Consider the following 16,745-nt stretch of genomic DNA (forward strand, 5'->3'; position numbering starts at 1 on the left):
GTCGGGCGGTGACGGACACCAGGCGACGGGCACCAGCTGTGTCGCGCATGCGAAAGCCGCCCCGGTCGGGTGCGGGGCGGCTCGGTGTGCGGGTCGTCAGTGGGTGCTGCGGGTTGTCACCGCGTGCGCCGGGACTTCACCGCGTGTTGTCCGGCGATGTGGTCGGTCAAGGCCAGTGAGGCGCTCGCGCGCTGGTACGACAGCTGGGCGACGCGTACGTACAGGCAGTCGATGAGCACCAGCACCGAGTGGCGGGCGCCGATGCTGCCGGTACGGAAGCTGGTCTCCGACGAGGAGGAGATGAGCCGGATGTCCGCGGCCCGGGCGAGCGGCGAGCGCCGGTCCGCGGTGATGGCCACGGTCGTCGCCCCGCGCTCCTTGGCGAGCTCGACCGGTTCGATGGTCTCGCGGGTCGCCCCCGAGTGCGAGATGCCGATGGCGACGTCGGCCGGGGTGAGCAGGGAGGCGGACGTCGACGCCGCGTGCACCTCGGTCCAGCCGCGGACCGCACAGCCGATGCGGAAGAGCCGGGTCTCGGTCTCCTGGGCCACCGCGCCGCTGCCGCCGACGCCGTAGACGTCGATGCGCCGGGCGCGGGCGACCGCCTGGGCCGCGCGTTCGACGGCGTCGAGGTCGATCCGGTCGATGGTCTGCTGAACCGCGCGCAGGTCCGCGCTGCCGACGACCTGGACGACCCGTTCGAGGCTGTCGTCGGGGGAGATGTCGGGCCCGATCTCGGCGGTGCCCCAGTCGGAGACCTCGCCGCGGCCGCGCTCCTGGGCCAGTTCGATCAGCAGGTGCTGGTAGGAGTCGAGCCCTATGGCGCGGCAGAAGCGGGTCACCGTCGCCTGCGATGTGCCGGTGCGGCGGCCCAGTTCGGCGGCCGAGCAGTGGGTGACGGCGGCCGGATCCTCCAGGATCAGCTCACCGACCTTCCGCAGGGAGCCGGCCAGCCGGGGCAGTTCGGTGCGGATCAGAGTGGTGACGTCCGTCGGGGGCATGCAAAGAAGGTACCAGCCACCGTTGGACGGATGGATTGAATACCAGGACCGTGGACCTAGGGGGCAGGGTGGGGCCGGTGCCCCTGGGTGTTGGCCGTTCCCTATGCCGCTTGTGCCCTGGGCCTTGGGTGCGGAGCACTCATTGCTCACGGCGTGGAGCGTGTGATTTATTGATTCATCGAAGAGGAAGTGCAAGGTGGTTCAATCCACCAGTGGGGAGTGTCGCGTGTCCGTAGAGTCTGTGAGCGCCCAGGGCTTCGCGCGCGAGAGCCTGACCGTCCTCGATCGCATCACGGAGTCCGCCCGCGAATCCGTGGCGCGCGCCGCCGAGCTGATCGCCGCCTGCGTGCGTGCGGACGGTGTCGTGCATGCCTTCGGCACCGGTCACTCCCAGGCCATCGTCCTCGAACTCGCCGGGCGGGCGGGAGGACTGGTCCCCACGAACCGGCTGAGTATCGCCGACCTCGTCCTCTACGGCGGTGACGACCCGAGTGTCCTCGACGACCCCCTTCTGGAGCGCGAGTCCGGGGTGGCCGCGCGGATCTACGACCTCGCCGCACCGCGCCCCCAGGACCTCTTCGTCGTGATCTCCAACTCCGGCGTGAACAACGTCATCGTGGAGATGGCCCTCCACGCCAAGGAGCAGGGTCACCGCGTCCTGGCCGTCACCTCCCTGACCCACACCAGGGCCGTCCCAGCCGGGCACCCGAGCGGCAGGAAGCTCGCCGACCTCGCCGACGTCGTCCTCGACAACGCCGCCCCGCGCGGCGACGCGCTCCTCGAACTCCCTGGCGGCGGCTCCGTCTGCGCCCTGTCCACGCTGACCGGCGTGATGCTCGTCCAGATGACCGTCGCCGAGGCGTCCCGTCTCCTCCTCGCCGCCGGCGAACGCCCGCCGGTCTACGTCTCGGCCAACGTGCCCGGCGGCTTCGAGGGCAACCTGGAGCTGGAGAAGCGGTACGCGGGACGCATCCGTCGTACGGCGAGCTGAGCGGTATCGCACGGTGGCCGGGACCCGGAATCGGGCCCCGGCCACCCGCGGGTTGGTGCCCGAGTCGGTGTACTCCTCCAGGTAGGAGTCGTTACGTGGTGGCTCCGTCCTCAGAGATCGAGGACGTGCGGCAGGCCCAGTCGGTAGCGGATCCGGTCGGCGGCCTTGAGCTCGGCGAATCCGGGTGGTTCGGCGCCGCCGAAGAGACGGACCTCGTCGGCGCCGTGGGCTCCCGCGGCCTCCAGTACGGCGCTGGCGGCGCGGCGGCCGGTCTCGTTGGCGCACTCCATGGTCGTGAAGTCAACGTTGCTGTGGGCGCGTACGTGGTCGCCGGCGAGGAACAGGTTGGGGATGGCGGTGACGGCCTCGCAACGCAGTTCCCAAGAGGAGACGTCATTGAGGAAGTAGGTGTCGTCATTCTCGAGCCCGCCGCCGGCGCTCTGGGTGACGGCCGGGTCGAGGCTGCGCGCCTTACCGCCCCATTCCGCGCGCCGGTCGTACACGGTGACGTCGAAGCCGCGCTCGGCGAGCTCGTGGGCGGCGGTCAGACCGCCGATACCGCCGCCGAGTACGGCCACTCGCGTGCGGGCCCGCTGCGCCGCGGTCGCCCTCGCGGGCCGAACTCCGAGCACCCCGGCTGCCGCCAGCGATCCACCCCAGCCCAGCACCTGCCTGCGTCCCGGCATCGCATCCACCCCGCTCGACGGCACCATCGCCGGGACGCTAGGGAGGCACCCGCAAGATCGGAACGCCCGGCTTGCCATGTTCGCATCATCCGCACGTCGGTGAACCGGCGGTCCCGGTGCGGCACTTGATCTCCACGACGCTCGCACGCACGGAAGACCTGTTCACGCGCCGGGCCCACCGCTGACCCTGGCCGACGCGGGACATCGTCGATGCTCGCAGGGGGTACCAGGCGGGGCCGTGGCGGGCCCGGCGGCGGCCCCAGCGTTTGACCGGGAGACATACCGTCGGCACACCACAACCGAGAGAGCTCCCATGTACGAGCACGCCAGTGCACCGTTGCCGCCCACGCTGCGGCAGGATGGAGCCATGAGCGTAGTCAAGATCAACGTACTGACCGTCCCGGCCGAACAGCGGGAAACCCTGGAGAAGCGCTTCGCCTCCCGGGCACACGCCGTCGAGAACTCCGACGGATTCGAATGGTTCGAACTCCTCCGCCCGGCCGAAGGCACCGACAATTACCTCGTCTACACGCGGTGGCGCGATGAGGAGTCCTTCCAGGCCTGGCTTGAGGGACCGATGAAGGCAGCACATCAGGGCAGCGGCGCGGAGGGCGCAGAGCGCCCCAAGCCCGCGGCCACCGGCTCCACACTGTGGTCCTTCGAGGTCGTTCAGCAGGCTGCGCCGAAGAGCGCCTGAACCGTCCGCGTTCGGCGGTTCACCCGACGACGCCCGGCGTCACAATCGGACGCGACCCGTCAGCGACATCGGCGGGCGTTCAGCCGGGCGGCCTGGCGAGTCAGGTGGGTGCGCTCGGCGAGGTTGGGTGCCTCGTGGGCCGCCTCGGCGTACAGCCGGGCCGCCGTGTCCAGGTCGCCGTCGCGCTCGTGGAGGTAGGCCGCGACCGCGGTGTGGCGGGGCAGGGAGGCGTCCAGCTCGGCGAGCGCGGCCAGACCGGCGCGCGGTCCGTCGGCCTCCCCGACGGCGACCGCGCGGTTGAGCCGGACGACCGGGCTGTCGGTCAGGCGCGTGAGCTCGTCGTACCACTCGACGATCTGCACCCAGTCGGTCTCCTCGGCGGTGGGCGCGTCGGCGTGGAGTGCCGCGATGGCGGCCTGGGCCTGGAACTCGCCCAGCCGGTCGCGGGCGAGGGCCGCCTGCAGGATCTCGACGCCCTCGGCGATCAGCCCGGTGTCCCACCGGCCGCGGTCCTGCTCGGCGAGCGGCACCAGGCTGCCGTCGGGCGCGGTCCGGGCGGCGCGCCGGGCGTGGTGGAGCAGCATGAGGGCGAGCAGCCCGGCCACCTCGGGGTGGTCGATCGCGGCCGCGAGCTGCCGGGTGAGCCGGATGGCCTCGGCGGCGAGGTCGACGTCGCCGGAGTAGCCCTCGTTGAAGACCAGGTAGAGGACGCGCAGCACGGTGGCGACGTCGCCGGGCTGGTCGAAGCGCACGCCGGAGACGGTGCGCTTGGCCCGGCTGATGCGCTGCGCCATGGTCGCCTCGGGCACTAGGTAGGCCTGGGCGATCTGGCGGGTGGTCAGCCCGCCGACGGCGCGCAGCGTGAGCGCGACCGCAGACGAGGGCGTCAGCGACGGGTGGGCGCACAGGAAGTAGAGCTGGAGCGTGTCGTCCACCGCGGGCGCGGGCCCATGCGCAGGCTCCTCGTCGACGAGATCCTCACGCCGGCGACGAGCGGCGTCCGACCGGGCCGCGTCGAGGAACTTGCGCCACGCCACGGTGACCAGCCAGCCCTTCGCATCCCGCGGCGGGTCGGCCGGCCAGACGCGGACCGCCTCGACCAGGGCGTCCTGTACGGCGTCCTCGGCCGCCGCGAAGTCGGCTCCGCGGCGGACGAGGATGGCGAGCACGCTCGGCGTGAGGCTCCTCAGCAGGGCCTCGTTCATCAATGGCACTCGGTGATGGTGGGCGTCGCGGTCAGGAACGGGCGCACCTCCAGCCACTCGTGGATCGGCTTCCCGCCCGCCCCGGGCGCCGCCGACAGCTCCCCGGCCAGCTCGACGGCGCGCTCGTAACTGTCGACGTCGATCACCATCCAGCCGGCAATGAGGTCCTTGGTCTCGGCGAACGGGCCGTCGGTGACCGGCGGGCGCCCCTCGCCGTCGTACCGGACCCACGCCCCCTCGGGGGCGAGCGCCTGACCGTCGACGAACTCGCCGGTCTTCTCGAGCCGGGCCGCGAAGTCGTTCATGTACTGCACGTGGGCCGAGATCTCCTCCGGCGTCCACTGGTCCATCGGCACGTCGTTGACCGCAGCCGGGGCGCCGCGGTAGTGCTTCAGCAGCAAGTACTTGGCCATCGTGTTTCTCCTCACTGGTGCGACCCATTGTGGTCGCGTTCACCCCGGGGACGGAGCCAGCCACAGGTTCTCGACATCGCCGTCCAATTTTTTTCGGGCTCTCGTGGACCAGCCCGGGTGAGCGCCTCGCGGTGTCCGGGTCCACAGCGTGGCGTGAGGGCGAGAGCTTCGAAGATCGGCACCGACCAAACAACGCCCGCCCGCCCGCCCGCCCGCGCGCCCGGTTGGGATGATCAAGCTCTGACTCGTTCCTCTGCCCCTTCTCACAACCCTCTGAGAAATCTTAGAAAGCGCTGTCGCAGCTCTCGACAACCTCACCAGTTGCCCCGAACCTTGCGACAGCAACACCTTTCACACCCCCGGCCTTCAGGGTCCACCCCCCCACCCGCACCCGGAGATGGCATGAGCGCATCACAGAAGCCCGCAGAGACGTCCTCGGAGCAGTCCGCAGGGCGCCCATCGGAGGACTCATCGGAGAAGTCGGCGGTCCGCCGCAGAGCCCTGCTGGCTGCTGCGGGCGGCGCGTTCCTCAGCGGCGCCCTGGGCACGGGCACCGCCCACGCCGACGCCACGATCGCCGTCAATCCCGGGACTACATACGGGAGTTGGGAGGGCTGGGGCACCTCGCTGGCCTGGTGGGCGAACGTGTTCGGCAACCGGGACGACTTCGCCGACCTCTTCTTCACCACCAAGTCCGTCACGTACAACGGAAGAACGCTCCCGGGCCTGGGCCTGAACATCGCCCGCTACAACCTCGGCGCGTGCAGCTGGAACAGCGTCGACGGCGAGACCATGGCCGAGTCACCGAACATCCCGGCCTTCAAGCAGATCGAGGGCTACTGGCAGGACTGGCGCAACGAGGACCCGGCGTCCTCGGCCTGGGACTGGACGGCGGACGCCACCCAGCGCGCCGCACTGACCAAGGCGGTGCAACGGGGCGCCACGGCCGAACTCTTCGCCAACTCGCCCATGTGGTGGATGTGCTACAACCACAATCCGTCGGGCGCCTCCGACGGCGGCAACAACCTCCAGTCCTGGAACTACCGCCAGCACGCCTCCCACCTGGCCGCGGTGGCCCTGTACGCGAAGAACAACTGGGGCGTCGGCTTCGCGACCGTCGATCCCTTCAACGAGCCCGCCTCCACCTGGTGGACCGCCACCGGCACACAAGAAGGCTGTCACATGGACCCCTCGGTCCAGGCGGCCGTCCTCCCGTACATGCGCAGCGAACTCGACAAGCGCGGCCTGACGGGCATCCGCATCTCCGCCTCCGACGAGACGAACTACGACACGGCCCGCTCGACATGGGCCTCCTTCAACTCGTCCACGAAATCCCTGGTCAACCAGGTCAACGTGCATGGATACCAAGGGGCGGGCGGCCGACGCGACCTCCTCTACACGGACGTGGTGACGACGTCCGGCAAGAAGCTCTGGAACTCCGAGACCGGCGACGGCGACGGCACCGGCTGGACCCTGGCCCGCAACCTCTGTTACGACTTCCGCTGGCTGCACCCGACCGCCTGGTGCTACTGGCAGGTGATGGACCCGACGACGGGCTGGGCGATGATCGCGTACGACCAGAGCACGCTCCAGCCGACGACAGTCCAGACCAAGTACTACGTCATGGCCCAGTTCAGCCGCCACATCCGCCCCGGCATGACGATCCTGGATACGGGGGTGAGTTACGCGGTGGCGGCGCTGGACCGGACGGCGAGACGCCTGGTGATCGTGGCGCTCAACACGTCGTCCTCGGCCCAGACCTTCACCTTCGACCTGTCCCGCTTCGGCACGGTGACGGGCGGCACGGGCGGTCTCGTCCGCCGCTGGAACACCCTCACGTCCGGCAGCGGCGACCTCTATCGGGAGTACGCGGACACGTACCTGAACGGAAAGTCGGTGGCCGTGCCGTTCGCGGCGGGGGCGGTTCAGACGCTGCAGGTGGACGGGGTGGCGGTGTAGGTTCTGCCCGGCGGACAACTGATTGAGCGGTGTGGTCCGGTGACCTTTCGCGTGTCACGTCGGCGCCCAGCGCTGGCGTGACACACCGGCGCTGGGCTCGGACTCACCCCTGGTACAGGTCGATGTGGTTCCCGCCGGGGTCCTGCACCGTCGACGACCGTGGCTTCCACGGCCTGTCGACCGGTGCTTCGATCTCCAGGGCGCCGGCGGCGAGCGCACGCGCATGCGCGGCGTCGACGTCCCCGACGGCCAGGCCGAATTTGGCCGGCCCGCCGGGCCACGGGTGCGACTCGGGGTTGGCCACCGTCAAGAGGAAGAAGTCGTCGTCCGGGTAAGTGCCGAACTGGAACGAGGTGATTTCCTCGTGGTAGGCGGCGTCGAAAGCGTCGCGGTAGAACGCGACCGACGCAGGCAGGTCATCGGCCACGATCGTGACCTGGCTGATACGGCGGCTCTTCACGGGTAGCCCCTTCTCCATGTAGCGATCGACGGTCTCGATGAGCTTCGTCAGCGAGTCGGCTCTGGCTTGCAGGCGTTCACGGTGCTCGGCGAGCACAGCGCCGACGCCGTGCTCGCGAACCGCGCGCATCGCATCGACGGGAACCTGGAGACGGCGCAACGTCGCGTACAGACGCGCCTCGTCAACCTGGTCAGGCCGGTACCGTCGGTATCCGGTGTCGGGGTCGACGTAGGCCGGTTTCAGCAGCCCGACGTCGTCGTAATGCCGCAATGCGGTGATCGACAGACCGGTGACCAGCGAAAAGCTCCCGATGCTCAGCACGGGACCATTCTGCGAGTCTCGGGTAGCCCGAGAGTCAACAAGCAGCCGCTGCGGACGAAAAGTCCGGCCGACGACAGAGCCCCTCCTCGGAGCGGTGCTGACGGGGCGCTGATCCTCGAACGGTTCAGATGCTGTCGACCGGCTCCGCGCTGCAGCTGCGGATCACGCCCGGCACGCTGGGCGCGGAGCACAAGGCCGCGGTCCGGGTGGCGGGTTGAGGCTGCTTGCGCTCGACTGCACGTGCCGGGGGCGCGCCTCGTCCGCCACCTGTCATCGCGTCGTGATGCCGTCGGACAACTGCGCGTCCGCCGCTGCGAGTATCTCCGTCACGCGCAGCCCGAGAGGGGCGTTGCAGGGGTGCGGCCGGCCGGTGCGGGCCGATGCGAGGAGGGCGTCGGCGGCTCGCGTGAGAGCCTGGACGGCACCTTCGGAGGACGGAGGCAGGATGGTCGTGCCCGCCTTGCCGCGCAGCTCGACGACTGCTCCCGCAGCCGCGGGCGGGGCGGTGAGGCTGAGGGTCAGGGTGCTCGACGCCCCGCTGACGTGTGTGAGGACCAGGTGCACGGTGTCCTGCGGGCCGCGTGCGGCAGCCGCCACCTCTGCGACGTCGCCGAGCACCGGCAGCAGTACGGAGAGCGCGTGCGGGCCGACGTCCCACAGGGCCCCCTTCTCCCGGCGCCAGGACGACGCCGCGAACGGACTGTCACTGGTGAACACCGCACCCAGCCACTCGGCCCGTGCCGTGAACCAGCCGTCCACGGCGGCCTGTTCGGCGATCCAATCGTCCGCAGCGGTCTGGAAACGGGTGGTGAAGAAGACGACCGAGGCGACGCCCGCCTGCCCGGCGGCCTCGACGACGGCCTGCCCCTCCTCGACGGTTGCGGCGAGCGGCTTGTCGAGCAGCAGATGGCAGTGCGCCCGTGCGGCGCGCACCGCGAGCTGCGCCTGCACGGAGGGAGGCAGGGCAATGGCGACCGCATCCACCTCGGCGAGCAGGGCGTCCACGTCCTCGTACGCGCGCGTACCGTGACGGTCGGCCAGATCCCTCGCCGCGTCCGGGCGCCTGCCCCACACACCCGCGAAGTCCAGTTCTCCGTGCCCGCTCAACGCGGGGGCATAGGCCATCTCGGCCCACGGTCCTGTACCGAGCAGTCCGATGCGCATGCCGCACACCTCTCTTCGTCGTGAACCCCAGCTGCGACCGATGCCGGTCGCCCGACCGCCAGTGTGCAGTGACCGTTCCTCATCAGTGAGCAAGAGTGAGTCGTGGGCCCGAGCCTACGCAACTGGCGCATCCCGAACGGTTGTGGATGCACTGGTCGCCCAGTTTGACCGAGGCGGGCGTCGGGCCTGGGACGTTGTACCGGCACTTCCCCACCCGGGAGGCGCTCCTGGCGGCCGTGCTGCAGACGCGCTCCGAGGAGCTGGTGGCCCGCCGGGCGGACATCGCCCAGCTCAGTGACCCCTCTGAGGCGCTACGGCAGTGGCTGCGGGCGATGGAGGAGTACTTCAGCGCCTTCAGCGGACTGCCGGAACCGCTCATGACCGCGGCCAAGGCGCAAGAGCCGGACAACCCGCTCACGCTCCCCTGCGACACCCTCATCGCCACCACCGACGAGTATGTGCGGGCCGCGCAGCTCGCGGGGCACGTGCGCCCGTCAGTGAAGGGCTACGACCTGTTCCTCGCGGCGATTGCCGTTGCCTGGATCAGCGGCACCGGCGCCACCGAGGAGGAGTCACTCGGCCGTCTCCGCATGCTCGTTGAGAGCGGATACCGCGAGCGGGACGACGAGGCGTAGTCCACCGGACCCTACGCCCCCTCGGGGTCGGTCGCCGGGACACCCAGTGACCCGGCGGGAAATCCCGACGACAGCCGGCAGCCTCGCCAGCACGTTCATCGCATCTTGCCGCCCTCAAGGGTGGCGCACCTTTGAAGGGACAAATGATGAGAATTGCTGTTATCGGTGCAGGGGCGATCGGGGGGAATCTGGCCCGCAAGCTCAGCGCGGCCGGTCACGACGTCGAGGTGGCGGTCGCCCGGGGCCCTGAGGCCGTCCCGGGCGACGTGCTCGAGTTCGGAGCCCGCGCGGCGACCCCTGCCGCTGCCGTCCAGGACAAGGACGTGATCATCCTGTCCATCCCCTTCGGGAAGGTCCCGGAACTGGCTGATCTGCTCGCCTCCGTACCCGGCGAGACGGTGGTCATCGACACCTCCAACTATTACCCCCACCTCAACAGGCACATCGAGGCCGTGGACGACGGACAGGTGGAAAGCCTTTGGGTCACCGAACTGCTGGGGCGGCCCGTGGTCACGGCATGGAACGCCGCCCTGGCCGGCACCCAGCAGACCAAGGGCGTACCGGCGGGGACCCCGGGTCGCATCGCCATCCCGGTCGCAGCCGACTCCGATGAGGCACGGCGCGTGGCCATGCGCCTCGTGGACGACACCGGCTTCGACCCCTTCGACGCCGGCGCGCTGGCCGACTCCTGGCGCCAGCAGCCGGGCACGCCCGCCTACTGCACCGAGTTGACCCTTGAGGACCTGGGGCCGGCCCTGGCCGCGTCCGACCGGGCCGAGGCCCCACGTACGCGTGACCGCCTGATGGAGCGCTTCGCCGCCCTCACGTCCACGCCCACCCTGGAGGAGGTCGTCGAAATCAACCGCTCCGCCCACCGCTAACCCCCCGTCTCGACCGTTGACGCACCCGACGCCGCGCTCGTGCACGACACGAGGGTCGGATGTTGATCAGTGGCCTCTCCTGCATGCTCATCCTTCCCATGTCGCCGTTCCGGCAGATGCCGGGTGCGCAGCACTCCCTCTGCTCGCACCTATGTACTTGCGCCTGGAAACCGATCGGTTTACGTTTGATGAAACCGATCGGTTTCTCAGTGAGTCCGGGAGTTCATGATGAGCACACATCGGCCGGTGGCACTCGTGACGGGTGCGTCATCCGGCATCGGGAAGGCAGCCGCGCTCGCGCTGGTCGAAGCGGGGTTCGACGTGGTCGGCACAAGCCGCGACACCTCCCGCGTCACCCCGCTCGACGGCGTGACCTTCCTCGACCTCGACGTGGCCGGCGACGCGTCGGTCACCGCCGCGGTCCAGCAGGTGGCCGACCGGTTCGGGCGGATCGACGTCCTGGTCAACAACGCCGGTATGGGCTTGATGGGTGCGGCCGAGGAGACCTCCGTCGCGCAGGCCCAGACCGTCTTCGACGTCAACGTCTTCGGCGTGATGCGTATGGTGAAGGCAGTCCTGCCGCACATGCGCGCCCGGGGACACGGACGCATCATCACCCTCTCCTCCGTGGTCGGTTTCCTCCCCTCGCCTTACATGGCCGTCTACGCCGCGTCCAAGCATGCGATCGAGGGGTACTCCGAGTCCCTGGACCATGAGGTCCGCGAGCACGGTGTCCGGGCGCTTCTCGTCGAACCCGCCTACACCAACACCGGATTCGAGGCCAACAGCCCGCGGCCCGACACGCCCCTGCAGGTCTACGCGGACCAGCGGCGCGCCTTCGACCGCATGATGGAGACAGCCATCAAGGACGGCGACGACCCCGCCATCATCGCCAAGGTGATCGTCGCGGCAGCGACCGACCCGAAGCCGAAGCTGCGTTACACCGCCGGTCCCATGGCCGGACGCGCAAGCACACTGCGCCGCATCGCTCCTGCCGGGGTCTTCGACAAGCAGATCCGCAAGCTCAACCAGCTGGCCGGCTGACACCTGCCCGCCCCGAATTCGCCTCCGGGGGCGAGTGGGAGCCGCGCGCCGCCACGGGTCGAACTCGGCATCACCGAATCTGGACGGCCTGGCGAGCGGCGGTTACGGGGAGCTGCCCGCCAGGCGGTTTCTCGCGTTCGCCCGCCATGACCTCACCGATTTCAAGGAATTCTCGTGGAAAGTTCACTCACCCACCGCTTCGTCGACGTGAACGGGGTCAGACTGCACATCGCCGAGCAGGGGCAGGGGCCGCTGGTCCTGCTGCTGCACGGCTGGCCGGAGAGCTGGTACTCCTGGCGTCACCAGTTCGGTGCGCTGGCGGCGGCCGGGTACCGGGTCGTCGCCCCGGACCAGCGCGGCTACGCCCGCAGCGAGCAGCCGCCGGACGTCACCTCGTACACCCTGCTCCACCTCGTCGGCGACGTGATCGCCCTGATCGAGGAACTCGGCGAGGAGCAGGCGATCGTCGTGGGTCACGACTGGGGTGCACCCGTCGCCTGGACCGCGGCGATGCTGCGCCCGGACAAGGTCCGTGCGGTGGCCGGGCTCAGTATTCCGCCCATTCTGCCCGGCGGGATGGTCCCGCCCTCGATCACCCGCACCCAGTACGGCGAGGGCTTCTACCAGGTCTACTTCCAGCAGCCGGGAGTCGCCGACGTGGAGTTCGCCAAGGACATCCCAGAATCCTTCCGCCGCATCCTGGTCGGAGCCTCGGGCGACAACCCGCTCGGCAGGGAGCCCCGCCCGTTGGTCATACCCGACGGTCTGGGCCTCCTGGACACCATGCCGGAGTCACCCACGCTCCCGGCCTGGCTGACGGAGGAGGACATCCAGGCGTACGCCGAGGACTACGCCCTGCACGGCGAGCAGGCCTTCACCGGAGCCTTCAACTGGTACCGGAACATCGAACGCAACAACGAACTGCTCGCGCCTTTCCGGGGACGCGGGATCGACGTCCCCGCGCTGTACGTGGTGGGAGACCGCGACATGGTCACCTCGCTGCGCGGCCCGGACGGGGGCCCCACGCCGAGCGAGATTCTCCGTGGCCAGGGCGGATCGGGGAACCCGCTGGACGCTGTCGCGCCTCAACTGCACGGCCCGGTGGTGCTGCCGGGCTGTGGACATTGGACACAGCAGGAGCGTCCCGCCGAGGTCAACGCCGCACTCCTCGACTTCCTCGCCCACATCGACGGCCCGGCACCCCGATGACACGGTCGCCGACCACATCCTGCGGCTTCCCGTACAGCCGACTCACCCCCACCAGACAAAGGACACACTGATGCCAGAGCGCAACCCCATCCTGATCACCGGTGCCGCCGGCGAAATCGGTGGTGTGAGCCGAACGATGGTCGACATGCTGCTTGAACAAGGTCACCCCGTGCGCGCGTTCGTGCGACAGGACGACGAACGCGCGCACTCGCTCCGCCAGGCAGGGGCCGAGGTCTTCGTCGGTGACCTGCTCAACATCGCCGACGTGACCGCCGCACTGAAGGGCGTCCGCCGCATCTACTTCAGCATGAGCCTGTCGCCGTACTACACAGACGCCGTCAGCCTGATGGCCGCGGCGGCACGGGCCCAGGGCGACATCGAGGTCTTCGTCAACATGTCCGAGTACGAGCAGTCGTTCATGACGTTCGAGAAGATGACCGCGCCGGAGGAGGAACGGCGTGACTGGCTCGGCGGACTCATCACGCAGTGGTCGCCGCAGCAACGGGCCCACTGGGTCGCCGAGCGGGTGCTGGAGTGGTCCGGCCTCCCGACCGTCAACATCCGGGCGGCCATGTTCGTAGAGAACCCCCTGATGACCTGGCTGGCGCTGGAGCCGCTGAGCAGGGGTGAACTGCGCCTGCCCTTCGGCGACCACCGGCTCGCGCCCATCGCCGGTCATGACGTGGCGGAGGTGTGCGCGAAGATCCTGGCCGACCCGGCGCCGCACCTCTCCAAGTCCTACGAACTCAACGGTCCGGAACTGAAGGACGGGCACGGGTTCGCGGAGGACTTCGGAGCCGTGCTGGGACGCCCGGTCACCTACGTTCCCGAAGACATCGAAACCTGGAACGAGACCTACGTGGACACCGCCCTGGCCGCGATCCCGCACACCGCGGAACACCTGAAGACCCTGACCCGTTTGATGGGGGGCGGGGGGTACCGCGGCGTCACCGACCAGCTGGAAACCCTGCTCGGGCGCCCGCCGAAGACCGTGCGGTGGGCGCTGGAGAATCATCCGCGCATCCGGAAGCTGGTGTCTGCCTGAGCCGCCGAGCGGTCCGGAGCAGCATGAACAGACGTCACCGAAGCGGGCGCCGACGTGGGCGCCGGGACAACCGCACGCCGAACAGGACCAGATCGGCCACCAGGACCACGATGCCGATGATCAAGAGATAGAACAGGCCCTCTGCCACGGCACCGATGAGCCCCAGAACGATCGCCACGAGTAGCAGGAACAGGAAAAGCGCCATGAGAGAACACATCCTCTGGCTGTTCTCGGGGTGCCGGGGTGCCCGGCGCTGTCAGCGGCGCGCAAGGCGGCGGCCGCGCTCGGCGCCGGGCTCGTAAGGCCTGTCGTAGTGTTTGAAGATCACTTCTTCTTGCTCGACCGGCAGCACATCGTCCACGCCGATGGACGGCGCCTTCTTCACTTGTCCTCTGGAGTGCGCGACCTTGACGTAACCCGGTCCCAAGGTCGCCTCGTCCAGCGGAACGAAAACGAGCCGTTGCCGGGTCGGCAGTCCGGTACGGACCGTGGCCATGGCGGGTGCATCGGTGGTGGTGTCCACATAGACCGCCTCGAGGGCGCCGATCTTGCGCCCCTTGGGGTCGATCACGTCGCGGTTGCGCCACTCGCGGATATCGGCTGAGTGGATCATGCCTTGCTCCTTGCGGCCCGCGGCCGTCCCATGGAAGCCAAGCCCACGTGGGGGCGGCTCGCGTTTTCACTGTACTCCGGCCGATCAGGAGGAGAGGAGTAAACGCCAGGTCAGCGGTCCGGGGTGGCCGTCGGCGTCGCCGCGGACACCACACCCCAGGTGCGCTCAGGAGCGCACGAGTACGCCGATGCCGTCCTCCAGAGGTGTCTCTTCGCGGGATACGACGATCAGCTCGGCCCCGGTGGTGACGGCGGCATACAGCAGCGCGGCATCGGCGGGCTGTTTCTCGCGGCCGGTGGTCACGGAGGCGGGCAGGTCGTCGGCGGACAGGGCGATCTGGTCGGGAGTGGTCCCGAGCCAGATCTCGGGCCACTGCTCGGCGGGGTCGTTGACCATGAGGGCGTCGGCCTGGCCGTGTTGAAGGGCCGCGACAGTGGCGGGCAGACCTTCGCAGCCGGCGTGGGGCCGGTGAGCGCGCTGAGCGGCGAAGCTCTCGAGCCGGTCGCGGTCGTGGGCGGAGACCCGGCCGCGGAAGAGGTTGGAAAGCTGGGGCTCGAGCAGGGCCCGGCCCGGCTCGGTGTCGTGTCCGTTGCCGGGAACGGTGGCCACGCGGCGCCGTACCGGGGCGGGCAGGCAGTCGACCAGTACGCCGCGGGCCCAGATGTCACCGCACAGTACGAGAGTGTCGGCGTGGCCGAGGTCCATGAGGTGGGTCAGCTCACCGGCGAGCCGCTCGGCCTCCAGGTGCCACAGGTGGCGCGACATACGCAGGCAGGTGACGCGGCGGGGGGCGACCGAGCTGCTCGGCCAGCGCCCGGTTTGCAGCTCCACCTGCACGTCTTCAGGAACAGGATCGATGTCTTCGGGTTGACCACGGGTGAGGACGGCGGCGGCGTAGGGGATGTCCGGGGCGTGCTGCAGAGCCAGGGGCATCGCATCGGGAAGCGCGGCGTAACTGATCTTGTCCACCGGGGGAGGTTCGGGCAGTTCCTCGGTGAGGAGCAGCTCCCCGTGGGTGGCGAAGAGGGCCTGGCCGTGGTGGCCGGGCAGGTCGGCGTCGGTGCCGAGAGCGTCGGCGACGGTGTCGGCGGTCGCCGGGTCGGCGCCGAGTTCGATCAGGTGCGAGCGGGCGTGACGCCGGTGCAGCTCGATGGCCTTGTCCTGGTCCGGGTCGCCGGTGTCCCGAGAGGTGTCGACGTATACGGACGCGTACGGGCCCGGCCGGGCGTACAGGGCGTCGAGGAAGTACAGCTTCACAAAGATCACTCCTTGACCACTCCCTGTCGGCCTGGCTTCATGGGCTCCTCCGGCGGCCGCGGGCTGGTTCTAGCCCTCCGGGATGGCGAGCTCGCGGCCCCGGTAGAAGGACTCCTGCTCCTCGACGACGTACGGCGTCATCGCCGCGCGTCGGCGTGCCTCATCGTCCGAGGCGCGCCAGGTGTCACAGGACTCCTTGGAGTCCCAGAAGGACACACCGGTGACCTCCTCGCCGTCATCGGACCAGTAGGCGAAGGCGCGGCTCATGCCGTCGGGATGGGATTCCGGACGCCAGGCCCGCTGGAACTCCTCCAGAAGGCCTGGCCTGATGCGGCGCGTCGTGATCCAGACGTACTGCTCCTGCATCCTGGCCTCCTTCGTGCGACGTTCTGATCAAGGTGCCCTACCACCACCGTAGGAGGGCGGAGCGGGTTTCGCCTCCGCCACCCTCGGCCCCAGCCACCATCGCGGCGACGGGCCGCCCTTTACCGACACCCAACACCCTGCGTCCGGATGGTCCGGGACCGCTTCGGGTTCGAGGTGCCCGTCAGGAAATACGCCGCTACCGTCGAAAGAGGTGAGGTCGCGATCCAGGACACGTCCCGCGGCACGTTCCCGCCAAGGGTGGCAGCCTGCCGAGGGTGGGCGGCAGCCGGGAGACGTGATGTCCCCGCTTCCACGCGGCGACCTCGACGAGGCGCCGCATCATTCTTCGAGCGGCATCATCCAGCCATCGCCGGACCCCACGCTTCAGCGTGAGGCCGCGGCCCTTCATCTCGTGCCGACATCTCGTGCCGAGACGGCCCGAGAACCTGGAAGAAAGTGCAGAGCCATGCGAGCACATCGCGCCAAGCGCGCCTTCGTCTGCGTCGCGGCCGGCTTCGTGCTGGCCGGCGGCACCGCGATCGGTACGTCGGGCACGGCCGCAGCAGCGGCGCCCGCCACGACGACCGCCTCGGCCCCCACGGGCGAGCAATGCAAGTGGCACAAGGGCTACTACGACAAACACCACAAGTGGCACAAGGGCTACTGGGACTGCAAGTCGAAGCACGACGACAAGCACGACAAGGACCGTAAGGACAAGCACGACAAGGACCGTAAGGACAAGCACGACAAGGACCGTAAGGACAAGCACGACAAGGACCGTAGGAATGACAACTGACC

The 16,745-nt window shown here is 69.4% G+C and carries 19 protein-coding genes; 9 read left to right on the forward strand and 10 right to left on the reverse strand.

Features of this window, described 5'->3' with window-relative positions; all coding sequences use genetic code 11:
• Nucleotides 1-116: 116 nt before the first annotated feature.
• On the reverse strand, nt 117-1,001 hold the full coding sequence (locus STSP_RS10225) for a MurR/RpiR family transcriptional regulator (protein ID WP_067275046.1): 885 nt from the start codon (nt 999-1,001) through the stop codon (nt 117-119).
• 226 nt (nt 1,002-1,227) lie between these two features.
• On the opposite strand from STSP_RS10225, the gene STSP_RS10230 reads away from it, so the two are divergent.
• Nucleotides 1,228-1,992 carry a sugar isomerase domain-containing protein gene (locus tag STSP_RS10230; protein ID WP_067275047.1) on the forward strand — a complete coding sequence of 255 codons (765 nt, stop codon included), beginning with the start codon at nt 1,228-1,230 and terminating at the stop codon, nt 1,990-1,992.
• 110 nt (nt 1,993-2,102) lie between these two features.
• Here STSP_RS10230 and STSP_RS40090 read toward each other — a convergent pair whose 3' ends face one another.
• Nucleotides 2,103-2,705, reverse strand: a complete 603-nt coding sequence (locus STSP_RS40090; RefSeq protein ID WP_232789576.1) for an FAD-dependent oxidoreductase — start codon at nt 2,703-2,705, stop codon at nt 2,103-2,105.
• Between the two features lie 340 nt (nt 2,706-3,045).
• Between STSP_RS40090 and STSP_RS10240 the strand changes: the two genes are divergently transcribed.
• A complete protein-coding gene (locus STSP_RS10240; RefSeq protein WP_067275049.1) occupies nt 3,046-3,375 on the forward strand; it encodes an antibiotic biosynthesis monooxygenase family protein in 330 nt (109 codons plus the stop codon).
• Between the two features lie 59 nt (nt 3,376-3,434).
• Here STSP_RS10240 and STSP_RS10245 read toward each other — a convergent pair whose 3' ends face one another.
• Nucleotides 3,435-4,580, reverse strand: a complete 1,146-nt coding sequence (locus STSP_RS10245) for an RNA polymerase sigma factor (RefSeq protein ID WP_067275052.1) — start codon at nt 4,578-4,580, stop codon at nt 3,435-3,437.
• The gene (locus STSP_RS10250) at nt 4,580-4,993 is read right to left on the reverse strand and encodes a YciI family protein (protein ID WP_067275057.1); all 414 of its coding nucleotides are present in this window, start codon (nt 4,991-4,993) and stop codon (nt 4,580-4,582) included. The genes STSP_RS10245 and STSP_RS10250 overlap by 1 nt, the downstream gene beginning before the upstream one ends.
• A gap of 402 nt (nt 4,994-5,395) precedes the next feature.
• On the opposite strand from STSP_RS10250, the gene STSP_RS10255 reads away from it, so the two are divergent.
• Complete coding sequence (locus STSP_RS10255) at nt 5,396-6,952, forward strand: glycoside hydrolase (protein WP_067275059.1); 1,557 nt, start codon at nt 5,396-5,398, stop codon at nt 6,950-6,952.
• Nucleotides 6,953-7,055: 103 nt separating this feature from the next.
• Here STSP_RS10255 and STSP_RS10260 read toward each other — a convergent pair whose 3' ends face one another.
• Complete coding sequence (locus STSP_RS10260) at nt 7,056-7,733, reverse strand: VOC family protein (RefSeq protein WP_067275060.1); 678 nt, start codon at nt 7,731-7,733, stop codon at nt 7,056-7,058.
• Between the two features lie 270 nt (nt 7,734-8,003).
• Nucleotides 8,004-8,897 (reverse strand): Gfo/Idh/MocA family protein, encoded by an 894-nt coding sequence (locus STSP_RS10265; RefSeq protein WP_067275062.1) that lies wholly within the window; start codon nt 8,895-8,897, stop codon nt 8,004-8,006.
• 146 nt (nt 8,898-9,043) lie between these two features.
• Between STSP_RS10265 and STSP_RS10270 the strand changes: the two genes are divergently transcribed.
• The 5 genes from STSP_RS10270 (at nt 9,044) to STSP_RS10290 (ending at nt 13,711) form a co-directional block, all read left to right on the forward strand.
• Nucleotides 9,044-9,532, forward strand: coding sequence for a TetR/AcrR family transcriptional regulator (locus STSP_RS10270; protein ID WP_078067040.1), 489 nt, complete (start codon nt 9,044-9,046; stop codon nt 9,530-9,532).
• 146 nt (nt 9,533-9,678) lie between these two features.
• Nucleotides 9,679-10,413 (forward strand): NADPH-dependent F420 reductase, encoded by a 735-nt coding sequence (locus STSP_RS10275; RefSeq protein WP_067275210.1) that lies wholly within the window; start codon nt 9,679-9,681, stop codon nt 10,411-10,413.
• 228 nt (nt 10,414-10,641) lie between these two features.
• Nucleotides 10,642-11,457, forward strand: a complete 816-nt coding sequence (locus tag STSP_RS10280; protein WP_198547305.1) for an oxidoreductase — start codon at nt 10,642-10,644, stop codon at nt 11,455-11,457.
• Between the two features lie 174 nt (nt 11,458-11,631).
• Entirely contained in the window at nt 11,632-12,666 is a 1,035-nt protein-coding gene (locus STSP_RS10285) for an alpha/beta fold hydrolase (protein ID WP_067275069.1), read from the forward strand.
• A gap of 70 nt (nt 12,667-12,736) precedes the next feature.
• Nucleotides 12,737-13,711: an NmrA family NAD(P)-binding protein gene (locus STSP_RS10290; RefSeq protein WP_067275071.1), complete on the forward strand. Its 975-nt coding sequence runs from the start codon at nt 12,737-12,739 to the stop codon at nt 13,709-13,711.
• A gap of 34 nt (nt 13,712-13,745) precedes the next feature.
• Here STSP_RS10290 and STSP_RS39570 read toward each other — a convergent pair whose 3' ends face one another.
• The 4 genes from STSP_RS39570 to STSP_RS10305 form a co-directional block, all read right to left on the reverse strand.
• On the reverse strand, nt 13,746-13,916 hold the full coding sequence (locus STSP_RS39570) for a hypothetical protein (protein WP_198547306.1): 171 nt from the start codon (nt 13,914-13,916) through the stop codon (nt 13,746-13,748).
• A 51-nt stretch (nt 13,917-13,967) separates the two neighbouring features.
• Nucleotides 13,968-14,324: a PRC-barrel domain-containing protein gene (locus STSP_RS10295; RefSeq protein ID WP_067275073.1), complete on the reverse strand. Its 357-nt coding sequence runs from the start codon at nt 14,322-14,324 to the stop codon at nt 13,968-13,970.
• 165 nt (nt 14,325-14,489) lie between these two features.
• Nucleotides 14,490-15,581: a baeRF2 domain-containing protein gene (locus STSP_RS10300; RefSeq protein WP_067275075.1), complete on the reverse strand. Its 1,092-nt coding sequence runs from the start codon at nt 15,579-15,581 to the stop codon at nt 14,490-14,492.
• A 69-nt stretch (nt 15,582-15,650) separates the two neighbouring features.
• Nucleotides 15,651-15,947 (reverse strand): hypothetical protein, encoded by a 297-nt coding sequence (locus STSP_RS10305; protein ID WP_067275077.1) that lies wholly within the window; start codon nt 15,945-15,947, stop codon nt 15,651-15,653.
• Between the two features lie 466 nt (nt 15,948-16,413).
• Between STSP_RS10305 and STSP_RS39575 the strand changes: the two genes are divergently transcribed.
• Nucleotides 16,414-16,743: a hypothetical protein gene (locus STSP_RS39575; protein WP_067275078.1), complete on the forward strand. Its 330-nt coding sequence runs from the start codon at nt 16,414-16,416 to the stop codon at nt 16,741-16,743.
• Nucleotides 16,744-16,745 lie beyond the last annotated feature (2 nt).

The organism is Streptomyces jeddahensis (genome assembly GCF_001642995.1).
Classification (GTDB): Bacteria; Actinomycetota; Actinomycetes; order Streptomycetales; family Streptomycetaceae; genus Streptomyces; species Streptomyces jeddahensis.

Bases quoted from the DNA above. Each gene is read 5' to 3' on its own strand.
- STSP_RS40090 (WP_232789576.1), bottom strand. From the start codon at position 2,705: ATGGTGCCGTCGAGCGGGGTGGATGCGATGCCGGGACGCAGGCAGGTG.
- STSP_RS10265 (WP_067275062.1), bottom strand. From the start codon at position 8,897: ATGCGCATCGGACTGCTCGGTACAGGACCGTGGGCCGAGATGGCCTAT.
- STSP_RS10240 (WP_067275049.1), top strand. From the start codon at position 3,046: ATGAGCGTAGTCAAGATCAACGTACTGACCGTCCCGGCCGAACAGCGG.
- STSP_RS10275 (WP_067275210.1), top strand. From the start codon at position 9,679: ATGAGAATTGCTGTTATCGGTGCAGGGGCGATCGGGGGGAATCTGGCC.
- STSP_RS10290 (WP_067275071.1), top strand. From the start codon at position 12,737: ATGCCAGAGCGCAACCCCATCCTGATCACCGGTGCCGCCGGCGAAATC.
- STSP_RS10250 (WP_067275057.1), bottom strand. From the start codon at position 4,993: ATGGCCAAGTACTTGCTGCTGAAGCACTACCGCGGCGCCCCGGCTGCG.
- STSP_RS10270 (WP_078067040.1), top strand. From the start codon at position 9,044: ATGCACTGGTCGCCCAGTTTGACCGAGGCGGGCGTCGGGCCTGGGACG.
- STSP_RS10305 (WP_067275077.1), bottom strand. From the start codon at position 15,947: ATGCAGGAGCAGTACGTCTGGATCACGACGCGCCGCATCAGGCCAGGC.
- STSP_RS10295 (WP_067275073.1), bottom strand. From the start codon at position 14,324: ATGATCCACTCAGCCGATATCCGCGAGTGGCGCAACCGCGACGTGATC.
- STSP_RS10280 (WP_198547305.1), top strand. From the start codon at position 10,642: ATGAGCACACATCGGCCGGTGGCACTCGTGACGGGTGCGTCATCCGGC.
- STSP_RS10245 (WP_067275052.1), bottom strand. From the start codon at position 4,580: ATGAACGAGGCCCTGCTGAGGAGCCTCACGCCGAGCGTGCTCGCCATC.
- STSP_RS39570 (WP_198547306.1), bottom strand. From the start codon at position 13,916: ATGGCGCTTTTCCTGTTCCTGCTACTCGTGGCGATCGTTCTGGGGCTC.
- STSP_RS10255 (WP_067275059.1), top strand. From the start codon at position 5,396: ATGAGCGCATCACAGAAGCCCGCAGAGACGTCCTCGGAGCAGTCCGCA.
- STSP_RS39575 (WP_067275078.1), top strand. From the start codon at position 16,414: ATGCGAGCACATCGCGCCAAGCGCGCCTTCGTCTGCGTCGCGGCCGGC.
- STSP_RS10225 (WP_067275046.1), bottom strand. From the start codon at position 1,001: ATGCCCCCGACGGACGTCACCACTCTGATCCGCACCGAACTGCCCCGG.